This is a genomic window from Pseudanabaena sp. FACHB-1998 (assembly GCF_014696355.1).
In the GTDB taxonomy this organism is placed as follows: Bacteria; Cyanobacteriota; Cyanobacteriia; order Pseudanabaenales; family Pseudanabaenaceae; genus Pseudanabaena.
Window position 1 is genome coordinate 40,443 of record NZ_JACJQA010000008.1, and the last position, 17,683, is coordinate 58,125.

Here is a 17,683-nt window from a genome sequence, read left to right on the forward strand (position 1 = left end):
AATGCTAACGAATTTACTGGGTTTTGAGTGGATGTGGCGCTACACTACATCAGAAAGCGCACCTCACAGGGGGCGCTTCTATAAACCATTTAGGATTGCTATAGCTATATAATCAATTTAGAGAATAACTGAGGAAAATGGCAATGAATCCATTTGGTGGCATCGTCCAGAAAGCATTTTATCTAGGTTTAGGCTTGGCGACTGTCGCAGGTGAAAAGGCAGGCGCAACCATCAACGAACTCCGTACTCAAGCCAGCAAACTAGCCGATGAGCTAGTAGATCGGGGGGAAATGACCACCGAAGAAGCGCGTAAATTTGTAGATGATCTGGTGCGTAATGCCCAAAAGCCAATCGGGGACGATCAAAGCTCCTCTAATCCCACAGGCAAAGATGCTCCCCGCACGATCGCGATCGATGATGAGGAAGATAGTGATTCCAATAGAAAACCTGACGAAGTAGATTTACTCAAGGATAAAGTGCAAGCGCTACAAGATGAACTCCGTCGTTTGCAAAAATGATAATTTCTCAATGGCACTCTCTTCCCACTCAAGAAATAGCTAGGCTAGCTATTTCTTGAGTGGGAAGGGTTAAGTGGCAGCGCTTTACGCCGCCACTTAACCCTTGGGAAAATTGCTATATAATCCTTAGAAAGATTGGGTCACGCATCTTTGCACATACCCACTTATCTGACACCTAAAGCCCAAAAAATCTAAGAATTATGACAGTTGAATTTCCTGCCTATACCCAGACCTTACTAGCTGCGAAGAAAGCCAAAAGCTTGAGCTTTACTGATTTAGAAAAGCTGTTAGGGCATGACGAAGTCTGGATTGCTTCTCTCTTCTATGGTCAAAATAGTACATCCTTAGAAGAAGCTCAAAAGATTGCTGAAATTCTCGGACTTGGGGAAGATATTGCCGTAGCTTTAAGCTCCTATCCCAGCAAAGGTTTAGGACCCGTTGTTCCCACTGACCCCTTGATTTATCGCTTCTATGAAATTATGCAAGTGTATGGATATCCAATCAAGGAAATTATCCATGAGAAATTTGGCGATGGCATCATGAGTGCCATTGATTTTACTCTCGATATCGAGAAGGTGGAAGATCCTAAAGGCGATCGCGTTAAGGTCACCATGAACGGTAAATTCCTCCCCTATAAAAAGTGGTAATTCCTATGCTAAGAGAGAAAATGGCATAGCCATTTTCTCTCTTAGCATAGGAAGGCGGCACGAAGTGCTACCTTCCTTTATGGGATTTTAAAAGTCCAAAATGGCGTAGCCATTTTGGACTTTGGGATTACTCACCTAAAGAAGTCTGAAGTTGGGCTTCTGAATAATCAGTGATTAGGGATACAGGGAATTTAGGATTGGAGATCGCTTGCATATAGTTGTTAGTCAAGTAAGATGCGAACTCCGATCTTTGATTGAGATAAGTTTGAAAGAAAGCCAAACTAAACGCCTTCGCATAGGGATGCGTAAACCCTGTCTTCTCACCTAGTAAAGACTCAGGAACCACCACTGTGCCGCGATCGCTTCTTTCTAAAAATGAAAAATGCGTTCCCTGTGAAAAAGTTACTAGATACTTATTAGGACTAGTTAGCCAAGTAAAAGGGAAAATTTGTTCGGGAATTGCGGGTGTGAAGATATCCTGACCGCTTGCAAAAATGGCAATCGGAAGTTTGATGTTTTGCATTCCTTCTTTGCCTAAGAGCGTGCTACCGCCAAGGGGATTAATGGCGATAATCGCTTTCACTCGGCGATCGCTTAAAACCGTGTTATCCACCTTCAAGAAACTAAAGCGACATTGCAAGATTTTGGAAATATTAAAAGAAGAAATATTCGGTTCGGGAATACTACATTCTTGATTAATCAACTTGAAATTAAGAAGCGCTCCCCCCAAGGTCAGGACTGTATAACCACCAAGGGAATGACCAATTAAGCCCACTTGCTCCGTATTAAGGCGATCTCGCCATAGCACATCGCTCTTTCCGCGCTGCTCTAAAGCATCAAGTAGATAGATGACATCTCGTGGGCGCTGTATCGCTTCCTCTGGTTGGGGTGATTTGCTCAATCCAGACAAAAAGGCTTCAAAATCGCGGCTACCTGTTTTGGGATGTTCTAGAGCTGCGACCGCAAAGCCATGAGAAGCCAGATGTTGGGATAAATATTTTAAAGTATCAGGATTAGATGCTAGTCCGTGGGAGATCACAATTAGAGGCGCAGGTTTGCCTAGTCCCTGTGGCATATAGAGATCGACAGGGACAGTAACATTGCGATCGCCTTGCAAGTAAGTAAATTGTTCCTTAGTCCAAGGCACATTTCCTGCTAGTCGTAAATCTTGATTGGTGGTATCTAAGGTTCTATTCACAGCTTGAGACTTACTAGCCTCATCCGCAACTTGCCTCTCAATGGAAGCAAACACCTGATCTTTTTTGTAAATCAGTTGAGAAATATCGGCATAGGCTTGTAACCCCTGCGGTAAATCCATGTAAATTACAGGGACAGGATATCTCTCCAATAAATTGACCACACTTAGCCCTTGATCGCTCTGTGCTGAAAGTATCAAAGATGAGCGAATTGCCGAAAACCCATTCATATCTGGAGTCATTTGGATGATCCTACCCATCCGTTTGATTAACACCTCACCGATAGGAGAATAGGCAAATTGAGCAATGGTGATACGGCTAATGTCATAGCGAGTAGCTAAAGCTTCGCGCAATTGCTTTTTATCTGGATCTGCTAGTCGTCCCAGATAAAAATCTAGCCGCTTAGTGAGTACCCCTTCCTTCACAAATTTATCTAAATCACTAACATGGACGGTGAATTCACCAAAGGGCGGATACCAAAAGCGAATTTGTTCGGCGCTAGGGGCGGGGCTAGGAGTCAACAAAATGTTTGCAACGGCGATCGTCATTCCGATGCCCCATGTACTTATATGGGCAAAGCGATCGCGTAACTTTAGTAAATAATTTTTCATGAACATTCCTATGGCTCAGCAAGTTTTTTCAGATTTCATTAAAGTGTGCGATGATGCTATAATAGCCTTCGCGAAAAATCAGTGCTTTACCTAATTAGCTTGATTTAAGTAGCGCGATTTGTTTGCCGATGTAGCACAGGGGTAGTGCAGCCGATTCGTAATCGGCAGGCCGTGAGTTCAAATCTCATCATCGGCTTAGTTTTTTGTAGATTAGGTCATCAGCCGAGTATAGAATTTCGATGCGTCGAAATTCTATACTCGGCTTTGTTTTAAATACCATCAATACAGCTATATTTTCTATCCATTATTACGACTCTCTTCCCAATCAGCGAATAGGCTTTATCCAATAAATAATTAGAGGTTTGGTTTTTAATTCACAAAAGTGTGACAACACTTTTGTGAATTGGCATTATTTACTGGAAAGAGAGTAAACAAACCCTACAAAATTTAAAGATAAACTTCAAATAAATAATTGTATTTTGATTAAAAATTGATTGAATTTTGCCAATCAATTTTGATTGATTGTAATCATAATTTAGATTCTTTACAAATACTAAAAACACATAATTATTTAACCCTTAAGTAAAAAAATACAACTAAAATCTATGGCGTGCGATGCTTTTATGCTATAGGTTTTGATGTTTTATATTTAATTGTGACTAGATAATTAACTAGCCATAATTAAAAAATAGATTCAAAAACTATGAATTATAGCAATGTAAGTTTTGCTTAGGACATAAAACCCAAAAAGTGAGTTGCGGCGCGAAGCGCCGCAACTCACTTTTTGGGTTTTAGTTTGTACTGGCTAACTCTTGCTTTGCTATATATTGCATATGTGGCAAAGGCTTTTAGATTTTATATTTAATTGCAATTATTTATATTTAGAAAAGATTGTAAGTTAGAGAAAAATAAACTCCACTTTCTTGTAAAGTCTTGCGGCTATTTTGTACTGACACCAGAGGAATACCATAGTCTAGCCTTGCACTCAGGCGATCGCCCATTGTCCAACGAAGCCCTAAACCCGTACTCACCAAAACATTTTGAGGAGGATTGGCTTCTCCAGAGCTAGCCCACACAATCCCCGCATCCACAAAGGGAGTTAGTTGCATTAACCCTTCTATTTCAGGTACACGCAGCACAGGTATCCGTAATTCTGCCGATAGGTTTGTGCCATTGTCGCCAAATAGCAAATCTTGACGATAGCCACGCAAACTATCTTGCCCGCCTAGCCCGATTTGTTCGAGGGGCAGAATTGTTCGATCCGCTAGCTGTACATCCCCACGCAATAGCAATAAAGTATCGGGAGCCAAAAGGTTGACATATTGAGCCTGTCCGCGCCATGCAAAAAATCTGGCATCTGGAGCCTGATTATTGATAGTTGCGCCTAATAGTCCTAAACCTAGACTAAATTGCGATCGCATGGCAAATACTGAATCGCTACTACGCTGCGTATATTCCTGAAAGAAGCGTAATACGGATAATTTGGTAACTCCATTATTATCAGCACCCGCAGATAGAGGAAATGGAATTGCTAAAAGGCTCGCTAAACTCTCCCGATAGGAAGCTGTTAAACCTAGGGCTAGCTCCTTGCTTGGCGTTTGGAGAATTGGCTGGCGATAGGTTAAGTCGTAGGCTGTAGAATTGGAATAGATGTTTAGGGCATTAAAGGGTTGCTCAATGACATTGCTATTTCCATTATTAAATGAGATAGATATCGATCCATTGTAGGGATTGATGGGAATGCTATAACTCAAGTCATAGGCATTAGAGCCATCGGTATTGCTATACCCCACTGTGAGGCTATCACCCAAACCTGTCACGTTCCCTTCACCATATTGCAAGCGCCGCCGAAAAGTTCCTACACTGGGCGCACGGTTGTTATCTAGTAGCAATTGTAATCTGGATGACTTCGCTTCTGTGAAAGTGACATCTAATATATTTTGCCCCGCCCGATCGCCTGCTGCGAGTTCCGCAGATAAACTGGCTATCAGGGGATTAAGTTGTAGTACTTGGAGGGCTTCAACTAAGCGATCGCGATTGAGAGGCTTTCCCGTAGCTACATTTAAACGCGATCGGATATAGTCAGGACTAAGCCTTGAACCGCCCGAAACCTTTATTTCCTGTAGACTACCTTCGACTACTTGGATTTTGACTATTCCCTCCGTCAGATTTTGGGGTGGAATAAATGCACCTGACGTTATAAATCCCTTGTTAATGTATAAATCAGAGATAGCGGAACGAGCTTGTAATAATTCTGGAAAGGTAATGGGGCGATTAGTAAATGGAATTAAAACTTGATTTAGCTCCTCTTCACTAAATACAGAACTACCAAGAACATTAAAACGCTTGACCACTATTGTGCCAGAGACATTGTTATTTTCAGTGGGAGTCGAAGTGGGTGGTGAAGATGGCTTTAATAGTTCATCTGGGGAGGGTAGTCTGGGGGGGCTTTGAGGAAATGATGGGGATGGATTAGGCGTGATAATTTGGGGATTTATAGAAGGTCTAGGAGGAATCTGGGTTTGGGCGATCGCTGACCAAGCGATTAAGTAGGTAGAGCCAAAAAAAGTACCATAGGTTAAAACTTGCTGAAGCAATCTAAAAGACCGATAATTAAGTTGAGATGAGCTTTTCATTGTGATTTAGTTGGAAAAGATTGAATTATTCGAGTTTTATAGCCATTGCTATCTGGGGTTATAGCCAGTTTCCTAACAACACAAAGGGAGCCCAATAATAAGGATGGTCGTAGCTTTTATTCTTTAGTAAGGCGAGTTGGGCTAACCGTAAAGATTCAGCTTTTGTGAGACTTGCCGTAGATAAACTTTTATATAGAGAAATCATAAACTGAGATGTAGCTTCGTCATCCACTGCCCACAAAGAAGCGATCGTACTTCTAGCTCCTGCTCTAACAGCCATACCAGCCATACCCAGTGCGGCTCTTTTATCGCCCACAGCAGTCTGACACGCACTCAAAATCAATAACTCAATTGGTTCAGAATCGAGACTTCTCTTAGATAAAAGCAGTTTTGTAAGACTCTCAATATTTAGTCTGCCATCATAGGTCAAGAGAAATGTATTTTCTACCTGAGAGCTAAAACTGCCGTGGGTTGCTAAATGGATAATTGGCGCAGGAGTGTTTACAAGGGCTTTTTCAAGATTGTCTTTAGTGAAGCTATTGTCTAGGAGAACTGTGCTAGTAGGAACTTGGTTTTTCACTTCTTGCAGTTCTCTAACGACACTGGGTAGTGCTGAAAAACCTTGCTGGGCTTCCGTTAGTCCTCCAGTCAGGGCGGCAATCTTCTGTCTAGGTATGGGCTTAGGATCGATTAGTTGTAAGCCGGGAGTGAGAGCAATACTATATTTCTCCATCAGAAATTGATTGCCATCGTGGAGTGCTGACATCGGAATATTTCTAAGGGAGCCATCTAAGACAAATACAATGGTTTTGACCTTCGCCTGTGCTAATTCATTTTCACTAGGACGAATCAACCAGTTATATAGCTTTTTAGAGTGTTCTAAATAATCGAGCGACGATGCATCCCGCAAATCATTTCTTAATTCTGAAACAACATTATCAACTTCTAAGGGAAGTATGGGATTAGAATAATGTCGCAACGGTTGCTGCGGCAGACTAATGATTACTTCTAAGCGATCTTCCAATAAAATAGGATAAACAACAGCAGCCGTATTATCTACTTTATTAATATCGACCTGTGCTGCATTTAAGCAATCCGCACGAAAGAAGTTTACTAGTTCCGCTAACTGTAGCGATTCGATCGCATTTTGAGCTTTTAAGAGATTTTTTTGTTTATCTCCAACGCCCTGAGCGATCGCCCCGCCCTGCGAGGAATCATCGGGCTGTAATAGTAAACCAACAAGTTGCCTATATACAGGCTCAACGCTATCTCGAAAAGAAAACTGAACATTGGAATTGATAAAAGCAAGATCGCTTCGTAATTGCTTTAAATTTTTAAGGGCTTCAGTATAGGAGGCGATCGCCGATGGAATATCACCTTTAACCTTTAGCAATCTTCCAAGCTGCCATTGCCATCGATAGGCAATGTCTGACGCACTAATACTTTGAGAAATAGCGATCGCTCTTTCCGTGAGATTGATCGCTTCTTCAGCTTGCTGATTTTGCTCATATACCGAGCCAAGACTACCAAGGGCATAGGCTAGAGTGTATTGATCATTAATAGATTCGGCTTGCTTAACCGAATCTGCAAAGATTTTAGCTGACTCAGTCCTTAGACTTAGATGTTCAGCTTGAGAAGCGAGTTGAGTTAGTTTCAGAAGATTCTGACCATAATTAATTTTCGCTCGAATGGCGCTACTACTAGCTGGCAAATCAATAACTTTGTTAGCGATTTGGGAACGTAAATCCATCGCTTTATCTAATCTAGATGCATCAATTTCTAGGCTTAATAAATTAAGTTGACTTTGCAAACGATTAAAATCTTGATTAGTCAGGCTAGCTGCTTGCACATAAAATTTTCTTGCTTCCGATATACGCCCTTCCGACCTTGCCAGATTTGCGAGATTCAGCAATACATTGCTTTGCTGCTCATGGTTTTCCACATTTGACGCATCAGGAAGTTGCTGTAACATCTGTAAACTGGAATCTAAGTTTTGCCGCGCTAGATTCAAATCTCCTGTAATCGAAAGCATTTCGCCATAATAATTAAGAGCGATCGCTTTAACTAAAGAATTTGGTTGCGATGAAATTCTGGGTAATAACTCCTCAAGTACTTGGAGCGATCGGCGGTAAAATCCTTGACTCTTTAAGGCTTGCTCTTGATTGAGGATATTGCGAATTTGGGCTTTGACATTTCCAAGTTGAGCGTATAAAGTTGCCGCCTCTTTCCAAAAATCAATAGCATTTTCGGGCTGACCAACTAATAAAGCTAAGCTACCTCTAGTATCTAAGGCTCTTGCTACTTCTGCTTGACTAAAAGTGGTTTGAGGATTGATAGATCGAGCAATCTGTAAGCTCCGATTAACTGCTGTCTCCGCCTGTGTCCATTGTCCTAAGGCTTGATGCCCTAAGGACAAATTATTAAGAGATATTGATAAAGACAATAAATCATTTTGCTGCTGATAAAAATCTACAGCTTGCTGAAAAATCTGCACAGCTTCTAAAAATTTTCCTGCTTGATACAAAGATTTTCCTTGTTCAATCAAAGCAACATTAACTAAATTTCTTTGACTAACCCTCTGATTATTAGGTTCTAGATATGTAGAGGTAGAGCTAGCAATCATTGGGTGAAATAAAGCAGCGATCGTAAATAATCCAGATAAAATTACACTTTTTATAAGTGGGGATCTAAATTTCGTGAATCTTGGAATTTTCTTTAAAACAATTAGGGATAATACTCGTAAGAATTTGCTAAATATAGAATTTAGGTTCTTGAATAGGTAATTAATCATTGCCATTCGCAGTAAAGTTACACTTAAAAAATATTCAAACAATAAAGCTATCAATTAAAAATTAGATTTAATACCTTGCAAAATAATGCTGCAATGAAAAATCACTTTTCAAATTTATACAATTATCCTATGAGACTGAATATCCTTGCTTTCTCCCAAATGATTTAGGATTATTATAATTATTCAATCACTTTATTTTAATATTTTAAAGTTTATAACCACCATAACTCTTTAATATTTCTTTGATATTTTAAGTTATACAGCGCTTTACGCTTTATTAAAACCCAAATAAATTTTAAAAAAGCTTGCAAAGCAAGCTTTTTTGAAATTTATTTATACTTCACAAAGCCCCAACACGTTGTATGTTAACAATCCAAATTAAATGCGCTAAGGTTTAAATGGCTTAAAGATAAAAATTAATACGCAACTATACCAAATCTCAAATAGGCTATTACTTTTTTGAATTTAAAAACCGAAAAGAGTAATAGAAGTGCGAAGCACTTCCATTACTCTTTTCGGTAATGCTTGGGGTGTAATTACGCCCTTTATTTAGTTAGATGAGAATCTACAGCTTTCTTCTTCTTCTTAGAAACAGCTAATAACCCACCAGCAGCAATTACTCCAAATACAGCACCAGGAACGGGAACAGGCGTAGGAGTGACCATTTCAAATACTGTTAATTGCATTAAAGCTCCATTCTGATTATCCCTCTGACCAGACAAGGGATTAGGACGACAGGTTTTCAATGTGAAAGGTTGATAACCTGTTGCTATGCAATTAGGGTCATCAAATAAATTAAAGTCACCACCATAGGCTCCGCCTACGATCCCTCGTTGAGTATAAGACTTGGAATAGATACTATCGGAATTCAACGTAGAGGTGTCTGGCAGCACTACTGATCCCCAATTGAGGGAACCTTTGGTTGATTGTCCAACTAAATTCTTAGAAAAGTCAAAATTGGCAAAGTTAGCATCCCAAATGATGCCATCGTAATCCGCGAGAGTATAGCTGTCAGTAGTGCCGAAAGACTGATCCGTAACAGTAACATTCAGAGACTTTACATACTGGGTTATAGGATTAGCGGCATTGTAAATAGGATCAGAGATTTGGTTCTCATTAATTTTAGGAACATTTAAGCCACCAATGCCCACTGCATTAGTACCCGCAGCGATCGCGCCGCCATTAGAAGCAGTTCCATTGGGAGGCAAAGAGAAAAAAGTGATTAAACCGCTAGCCGTAACCTTAGGAAATCCAAAAGCAGCGCCACTCCACCCAAGCCTAAAAGTAACTTCAGCAGCTTTGGCGGATGATGGCATTACCATTGCCATACCGCCCACAGATAGTACAGAAAGACATGCTAGAACAATCTTACTTGGATGACTTGATAGGGTGGGTACTCGATTCTTCATTATTGTTGCCTCAATATTAATGACTAACGGACTGTCTCAGGAAAATTTGTAACTACACAGGATAAAGTCGGGGAAATCGGTGTTATCAATCAACATTAGATAATATCAATATCGCTAAAAGTTCTTAAGATTGAACTAATACATTCACTTTAGCCAACTTAACAGTTTTAATTTCATACTTAGAATTGTTAATGACTAAGTCTCTAATAATTTTCAATTTTTCACAATTCCCCAAAGTTACCCAAAAGCTAGGCTAAAGTTATCTAAAAGTTAGTTTCAAAATAATAAAGTTATAAAAAAGTTATATGGCAATCATAAAATGCTTTAACGCGCCATCATGGAGCGCGTTAAAGCATTTTATGATCAGAGAACTTTTAAATCTATATTCTGCGATCATTTGCATTAAGACAAATCACAAAACCAGAAACGAGTGGCGGAGCTTTGCGCCGCCACTCGTTTCTGGGGTTTTGGTTTAACAAGAATGTCAACATCTATACAAATAATTAAACATTGCTACCTAGAACCCACGAAAAGAAGGGTGGTGATTTCCGATGCTCTTCTTTTCGAGAGGTGTAAGGAAGCCTTTATTTTGTAGAACAATTAGGTAAATTTACCCAAAGAGAATTAACACTTGTTTGGGTTATCTCCGACACTAAGGAAACCTTGCCAGTTTTATCTATTGTCCATCCTTGAGCTTCGACAATTTTTTCAGAGGCTTTCTTTTCACTAGAAGCCATCATTGTGTTTTGTGAAGAGGATAAATTACTATTTGAAGAACTTTGATCTGTTAATTTTTGAGATTGTTGTGAAGAGGAGACTTCATTACTCACTGCTCCAATACTTGATAAAATCTGGGCAGTTCGGTAAATTGGATCAGATGGACTGGGGCTTAATCCACCTCGTCCAGTTATAAAAAATTTACTATTGACAGTGTCTGCACTACAACGTTGGGATAGTAAAGAACTGGCATCGGTTAAATCAACGGGCAAAGTTCCCAATCCTTTACTAGGATCGACTCCCGGAGTATTGATTAGTACAGTTCCATTTAACCCGAATTGTGAGCTTGCGGTAATATCGCTCAATGATGAGGGGCGATCGCGAACTGTTAGTCCAAATATTCCTCTAGTTGTAATATTGATATTCCCGCCAGCACCTTGAAAAGCATTGGCAAAAATATCACTATTCTCATTAGCAAAGGCTAATACAAAGTTTGCGCCTAGATTGATATTTCCTCCATTGCCATTATTCCCAGCCGTGGCGCTGATGAGACTGGCATTACGCAGCCATAATAAATCTGCAATTTGTAGGGTAATATTACCGCCTTTGCCATTCGCAGTTTCCGCTACGATCGCACTGTTATTAAGAGTTAGTAGTCCTGCAATTAGAGATAAATTACCACCATCTCCAGTCCCCAAACTACTTACAGAAATCTTGGCTCCATCCGTTAAAGTCACGATCGCAGGATCAATAAAAATCGTACCGCCAATTCCCGTTGATAGATTTCCACTTGCGGAAGTGATCTCACTTTCTTTCCCGTTAATACTCAAGCGATCGCTCAAGAAAAGTTCTATTTTCCCTGCGTTACCACTACCCAAAGTCTCAGTACGAATTTTGCCACCACTATCAATTTCAAGGGTCTTGGCTGTTAGCTTAATTGCACCCGCATTACCAGTACTTCGAGTAGAAGAGGAGATTCTCCCACCATTTGTAATTGATATATCTTGAGCTGTAATATCAACAATGCCCCCATTGCCGATCGCATCTTGATTTACGGAAGCAAAGAGACCACTGATAGAAGGCACTTTTTGAGTATTGCCATTATCATCAATAATTGAGACTTCTCCAATACCATCTATTTTTAGATTGCCTGTGGTGAGCTTGACTAAGCCTATTCCATCCAGTCCATTACCAGTAAGCCCTGAACTCAGTTGAGAACCATTGATAATAGATATATCCTTAGCATTAATTTCTAAAGCACCAGCTTTGCCAATCCCGTTTTTACTAACGCTAGCGGAGACAAAACTGCGATCAAAACTAGCTGTACCAGCAATGTCAATTTTAATATTGCCAGCATCACCTAAGCCATTTGTAGTCGTACTAATCAACGAATCGATAAGCGATAAGGATGCCCCATTAATATTAATATTGCCACTCTTAGTGAGATTGGGAATAGACAACGAACTGATATTCAAAACTTTTCCTGTAATATCCTTGCCGCTAATGATTTGGATGTCTCCTCCCACCTTAGCTCCGTTAGCAGAAATCGCAACGTTTTCTCCAAAAGTAATATTATCCTTAGCTAATAGGTAAATACCTGTTTTATTAGCTGCACTATCTATAATTGCTGACGGGTCACTGGTTCCAGTTAATATAGATTGATTGCCATTGATGCGAATATCTTTGCGTGAGTCAATATATACAGAACTTCCATTGCCAGTTGTACTAAATAAATCAATACCGGGTTTAATGTTTGGATTTGGTCTTCTTGTATAGTCCCCAATTCCAGTGACAGTAATATCTCCATTTAAAGCCAAATTGGGCTTATAGTTATTGGTCAATAAAACCAAGCCATTCCCATTTCTAACTGTCAGATTCCCGATGGTAATAGCTGAATTAGTGTTTTGGGTTAAGGGATTGGAAATTATTGTGGGAAAAGAAGAAGCTAATGTACGATTAGCATCATTATTAAAGAAACAATTAGCAACATTTGGACATCTACTTGGAGATCGAGTAATACTGACATTACTAGTTATCCCTGCTGTGCCGATCGCTTCTGGACTAACCCCTGCACGGATATCTATAGTTGATTGGGTATTACCATTAATAACTAGAGATGAGTTATTTGATAGGGTAACGTTTGCTAAGTCGGGCGTAGTAATAGGATTAATACCTAAGCCGCTACTATCTCTACCCACAACGCTAATGGTATCAATGCTAACTGATCCAGCTGCAATAATATGGAGGGATTGCCCTGAATAAACTCCAAAGGTAACATCGCCATAGGAACGAATAATGGGATCGATCGGGCTTTCCAGATTGCCTAAAGTTCCGTTTAGCTGCTCAATACGGAAGTTGCCGTTGGCGTAGTAGTGAGCATCGCCGAGGACATTATTCGCCGAGCGAAAGAGCATATCTTTGCCTGAGTAGAAACCACTATCAGGATTATTAAGGACAAAAATATCAACTAGGCGATCGCCTTGGACGGTGAGTTTCTCGCCTGCCGCCGCAATAAATGGGCGATCACTACTATCTCGGACAATCACCGAATCCTTGGCGAATAAGTTTAAATCTCCAAAAGTACCAATTTGGCTATTATCTAAAATTAGATTGCGGCTGGCGTTGAAGGTTGCAGTTTTGGCGATCGCCTCGTTAATTTGGACATCGCCATTTACAGATTCCACTAGCAAATTACCCTCTAAGGCTTCTAGATAGCCCTTGTTGATCACTGAGCCAGCCGAAAGCGTTAGATCCTTATTACTGATTAAGCTACCTTCATTAGTAATTGTGGCTTGCTGATCTTTTCCATATTGCAATCCTAGTGGCACATTAACCGTTAATACTGAAGCCTGTGGATTGGTGGCACTATATTCTTGACCATCAGCAAATTTGATACTACTTGCCGTAGAAGCAGTAAAAGATCCGCCAATTTGCAGTTTAGCCTCTTTGCCAAAAATGATGCCGTTAGGATTAATTAAAAATAAATTTGCCTGACCATTAGCCTTAATCAATCCATCAATATTAGAAATAGAACTCCCTGTTACTCGGCTAATGATATTGGTGACATCGCCATTGTTATTAAAGTAAGCCGTACTTTGTTTTGGTACTGAAAACTGTTGAAAACTATGAAATTGATTGCCGCCAACTTGCGTCCCCCCTGTAATCGTGAAGGTATTGTCTTGGGCATTAACAACCGTATTAATAGGTAGAGTCCTGTCGCCAGCAATTTGAGCTTGTAGAGAAATAGGTGATATGAGACTGAACGCGATCGCTACGGAGCTAAGCCCAAAGAGTTGCTTTTTCATAGTTTAGGGATTGCAGTAATTAGCCAATCATTAATCAAAAATTATTATCAACTATCTTTATTAAAATGGAATGTTTAAGATTTAATTTTAAATAATTTGCTTGAGCCTTCCTAAAACTCTTATCCTGCAAGAGCTTTAGATTAATCAACCTCTAATTTTTGTAATAGCTTTAGGAATATATAAGCCATAAAGCCCACGGATGGAATAGAAAATCTGGGTCAAAACGCCCTTCATTGTGTAGCGATCGTCACACAATGAAATAAAACGTAATATTGTGTCCAAATTTTATAAATATGCGCTAGACTAAATCGCGTAAGGTAAAAGTAGTTATCGGTTGTAGCAATTGTTTTCTGTACTGACAGTTTTTTTCTGTTTCATCGTGACAAGCTTCTCTCCGACATCTCTATCTCTACATACTTTTTGAATTCTTGGAGAAAGCATAATGTCTATTTACGTTGGTAACTTGTCCTATGAAGTTACTCAAGACCATTTGAAGCCCGTATTTGAAGATTACGGCAAGGTCACTCGTGTTCATTTCCCTACCGATCGCGAAACAGGTCGCGCTCGTGGCTTCGCCTTTGTAGAAATGAGCAAGGATGACGAAGAAGATGCAGCCATCACCGCCTTGGATGGCGCTGAATGGATGGGTCGTGTTCTTAAGGTCAACAAGGCTAAGCCTCGCGAGAATAATGACTCGTTTGGCGGCGGCGGCGGCAACAGAGGCGGCGGTCGTGGTGGCTATAACAAGTCTGGTGGCGGCGGCGGTCGTTACTAAGCTCTGCCAAACACGCAGCTTTTTAGTTACAGCAATTAGCGAACTAAGCGGAAAAAATTTTTTAAAAGTGTTGCTTCACAACACTTTTAAAAAATTCCTGAATTTTGGTTAGAGCGCAAAGAACTGTAAAAAAGGGGAGAATGCATAGCATTCTCCCCTTTTTGCTATGCTATGCAAAAGTATGCACGCTTAACGTAGGTTTGGCATGGATTTGCAACCATTAGGCATTGTTGTTCAGGGTTCTTTGAGTGATGGATTAGAAGTTCGTCTCAATGGCGAAATATCCGTCGAAGATATGCGTGTTGGGAAGTTTTTGGTAGTGCATGGGCGACATACTCGCTTCTTTTGCATTCTTACGGACGTGACCCTCGGTACGGCCAGTCCTAGAATTTTGATGAATCCCCCTGATCCCGACAATACTTTTTTGACTGAGATTTTGGCTGGTACAGGGACTTTCGGCACGATTAACTTAACGCCGATGCTCATGTTTGTTCCTGCTAATCCCTTTGATTTATTTGCTCAGAGAACGGCTAATGCCACTAGCGATCGCCTCAAAAAAACAAAGCGCAAGAAAATTACAACCAATACAATCAATGCAACCTACGAAACCCCTGAAGAAAGCGATTTTCAACTCTTGCCCGTAAAAACAATTCCTAGCCATTTTTCTCAAGTATTTGATGCCACGGAGCGTGATTTTCGGATTGTATTTGGTTGGGAAGATGATCCCCATAAGCGTAACTTTGCGATCGGGCAACCCATTGATATGCCCGTGCCGATTTGTCTGGATCTCGATCGCTTTGTCGAGCGTAGCAATGGCGTATTTGGCAAATCTGGCACTGGCAAATCTTTTCTGACCCGTCTATTGTTATCGGGGATCATTCGCAAACAGGCAGCGGTCAATCTCATTTTTGATATGCATTCCGAATATGGATGGGAAGCGGCGACCGAAGGAAAAAGATTTAGCACCGTTAAGGGGTTGCGGCAACTATTTCCCGCGCAGGTGCAAATCTATACCCTTGATCCCGAATCGACAAAGCGGCGAGGAGTAAGGGATGCACAGGAGCTTTACATTAGCTATGACCAAATTGATGTAGAAGATTTAATGCTCATTCGCGAGGAGTTAAATCTCTCCGAAGCTAGCTTAGAAAATGCGATCATTTTACGGAATGAATTTGGCAAGAATTGGATTTCGCGATTATTGGCAATGACTAATTCCGAGATTCAGGAATTTTGCGAACAGAAAATGGGTAGTAAGTCTTCGATCATGGCGCTTCAGCGTAAGCTCACCCGCCTTGATGATTTGAAATATCTGCGCCCCACCTGCCCCGAAAATTACATTAAGCGAATTCTCGATGCGATCGCTGCGGGTAAGCATATTGTGATTGAATTCGGCTCGCAGTCTAATTTGCTGTCCTATATGTTAGCGACGAATATCATTACGCGCAGGATTCACCATTCCTATGTGCAGCAAGCTGAGAAGTTTTTACAAACTAAAAATATTAGCGATCGCCCGCAACAGCTAACCATCACCATCGAAGAAGCCCATCGCTTTCTGGCTCCAAATACTGCCAGACAGACAATTTTTGGGACGATCGCCCGTGAAATGCGGAAATATTTTGTGACTTTACTCATTGTCGATCAGCGACCATCGGGCATTGATAACGAAGTCATGTCTCAGATTGGGACAAGAATTACGGCTTTACTTAATGATGAGAAGGATATTGAAGCAATCTTTACGGGAGTTGCTGGTAGCGGTAATTTACGCACCATCCTCTCGAAATTAGATTCTAAACAGCAAGCCCTCGTTTTAGGTCATGCCGTCCCAATGCCTGTGGTCGTGCAAACTCGCCCCTACGATGAAACCTTTTATAGAGAGATCGGCGAAGTGCCTTGGGAAGAAATTTCCACCCCAGAAGTTTTGCGCGTCGCTGAAGCCGCAAAAGCAGATCTCGGCTTTTAAATTCGCCAAATAAACAAGTGCGGCGCGAAGCGCCGCACTTGTTTATTTACTTTTCTTGTAAGCTGCCCAGCCACCGAGATCAGAAATATCAATCCAATTAAATTTTTCGATTAATTCCTTGGGATACAAAAACGCCGTAAGCACCTCACCATCTTCTAAATAAACATCCGCAGGATACATATGAGGAGGCTCATTGCTGGCGAGATAATCAAATTCTTCTATTTTCATCTCATACACTTCTCCCGGAATGGAGATCCCACCCGTTTCAACTTCATAAATCGCAGGATGCCAACCATCTCCTGCGGCATGGAGTCGATAGCGAGATTGAGTGTTTGCCGTGCGAATAAATTTAGCTTCTTGCAAATTACCGTGATCTGGTTGTCCACGTAGCGCCGAACCACAGATAAAAACTCGTCTTGTCCCATTGGATGCGGTCATAAGTAGCAATATTGAAAATATGGTTGAACTTTGTAACTGATATAGCGCTTTGTTGTCTAGCGAACTAGAGGTTTGTTTTCCCACCTTTGGCGGGAAAACAAACCTCTATAACTCGCTTGCTTGAAAAGCGCTATATCAGTTTATTGTATACAGTATGCAACTACAAGCTTCTAGAAAAAGATCCCCTAAGTATGTCTGGTAAACTTTCCACCCATGTTCTCGATACGGTCAATGGGTGTCCTGCTAAAAATATGAAGATCGAACTGTGGGCGATCGCCATTGAAGGTATTTATGAAGCGAAAAGTTTGATTAAAACTGTTTATACCAATCAAGATGGTCGAACCGATGAGTTATTGCTCAATGATCAAGAAATGCAAGTTGGTATCTATGAGCTTTGGTTTGATGTGAGTGATTATTTTGCGAATTTAGGAATCTCCCTGACTAATCCTGCTTTTTTAAGTCGCGTCCCCATCCGCTTTGGGATTGCCAGTAAAAGCGATCGCTACCATGTGCCTCTATTGGTATCGCCTTGGGCTTACAGCACCTATCGCGGTAGTTAAACACCTTTGTAATCTCTAATACAGAAAGCGATCGTAACAAACAGTTTAATCGGAATAATTTGGATACTGTATACAGTATCCAAATTATTCCGAAATTTTACTTTCTTTTTCTGCTACCCC

The 17,683-nt window shown here is 40.7% G+C and carries 11 protein-coding genes and 1 tRNA gene; 6 read left to right on the top strand and 6 right to left on the bottom strand.

Annotated elements, in window-relative coordinates; all coding sequences use genetic code 11:
• Positions 1–143 precede the first annotated feature (143 nt).
• Together H6F42_RS04005 and cynS are read left to right on the top strand one after the other, a co-directional pair.
• On the top strand, positions 144–518 hold the full coding sequence (locus H6F42_RS04005; protein ID WP_190398159.1) for a hypothetical protein: 375 nt from the start codon (positions 144–146) through the stop codon (positions 516–518).
• Positions 519–718: 200 nt separating this feature from the next.
• Entirely contained in the window at positions 719–1,165 is a 447-nt protein-coding gene (cynS, locus tag H6F42_RS04010; RefSeq protein WP_190398073.1) for a cyanase, read from the top strand.
• Positions 1,166–1,292: 127 nt separating this feature from the next.
• Here the strand turns inward: cynS and H6F42_RS04015 are convergent, their stop codons facing one another.
• The gene (locus H6F42_RS04015) at positions 1,293–2,972 is read right to left on the bottom strand and encodes an alpha/beta hydrolase (RefSeq protein ID WP_190398074.1); all 1,680 of its coding nucleotides are present in this window, start codon (positions 2,970–2,972) and stop codon (positions 1,293–1,295) included.
• Positions 2,973–3,096: 124 nt separating this feature from the next.
• Here H6F42_RS04015 and H6F42_RS04020 point away from each other — a divergent pair.
• Positions 3,097–3,168, top strand: a tRNA-Thr gene (locus H6F42_RS04020).
• Between the two features lie 685 nt (positions 3,169–3,853).
• Here the strand turns inward: H6F42_RS04020 and H6F42_RS04025 are convergent.
• The 4 genes from H6F42_RS04025 to H6F42_RS04040 all read right to left on the bottom strand — a co-directional run bounded on the left by H6F42_RS04025 (position 3,854) and on the right by H6F42_RS04040 (position 13,830).
• Entirely contained in the window at positions 3,854–5,608 is a 1,755-nt protein-coding gene (locus H6F42_RS04025) for a ShlB/FhaC/HecB family hemolysin secretion/activation protein (protein ID WP_190398075.1), read from the bottom strand.
• A 58-nt stretch (positions 5,609–5,666) separates the two neighbouring features.
• Entirely contained in the window at positions 5,667–8,231 is a 2,565-nt protein-coding gene (locus H6F42_RS04030) for a CHAT domain-containing protein (RefSeq protein ID WP_190398076.1), read from the bottom strand.
• Between the two features lie 713 nt (positions 8,232–8,944).
• Positions 8,945–9,808, bottom strand: coding sequence for a hypothetical protein (locus H6F42_RS04035; protein WP_190398077.1), 864 nt, complete (start codon positions 9,806–9,808; stop codon positions 8,945–8,947).
• Between the two features lie 584 nt (positions 9,809–10,392).
• On the bottom strand, positions 10,393–13,830 hold the full coding sequence (locus tag H6F42_RS04040) for a filamentous hemagglutinin N-terminal domain-containing protein (RefSeq protein WP_190398078.1): 3,438 nt from the start codon (positions 13,828–13,830) through the stop codon (positions 10,393–10,395).
• 442 nt (positions 13,831–14,272) lie between these two features.
• Here H6F42_RS04040 and H6F42_RS04045 point away from each other — a divergent pair, with 442 nt between their 5' ends.
• A complete protein-coding gene (locus tag H6F42_RS04045) occupies positions 14,273–14,605 on the top strand; it encodes an RNA-binding protein (protein WP_190398079.1) in 333 nt (110 codons plus the stop codon).
• Between the two features lie 205 nt (positions 14,606–14,810).
• Positions 14,811–16,565: a DUF87 domain-containing protein gene (locus tag H6F42_RS04050; protein ID WP_190398080.1), complete on the top strand. Its 1,755-nt coding sequence runs from the start codon at positions 14,811–14,813 to the stop codon at positions 16,563–16,565.
• A gap of 42 nt (positions 16,566–16,607) precedes the next feature.
• Here H6F42_RS04050 and H6F42_RS04055 read toward each other — a convergent pair whose 3' ends face one another.
• Complete coding sequence (locus H6F42_RS04055; protein WP_190398081.1) at positions 16,608–17,003, bottom strand: gamma-glutamylcyclotransferase; 396 nt, start codon at positions 17,001–17,003, stop codon at positions 16,608–16,610.
• A 191-nt stretch (positions 17,004–17,194) separates the two neighbouring features.
• Here H6F42_RS04055 and uraH point away from each other — a divergent pair, with 191 nt between their 5' ends.
• Positions 17,195–17,563 carry a hydroxyisourate hydrolase gene (uraH, locus tag H6F42_RS04060; RefSeq protein ID WP_190398082.1) on the top strand — a complete coding sequence of 123 codons (369 nt, stop codon included), beginning with the start codon at positions 17,195–17,197 and terminating at the stop codon, positions 17,561–17,563.
• The last annotated feature ends 120 nt before the right edge of the window (positions 17,564–17,683 follow it).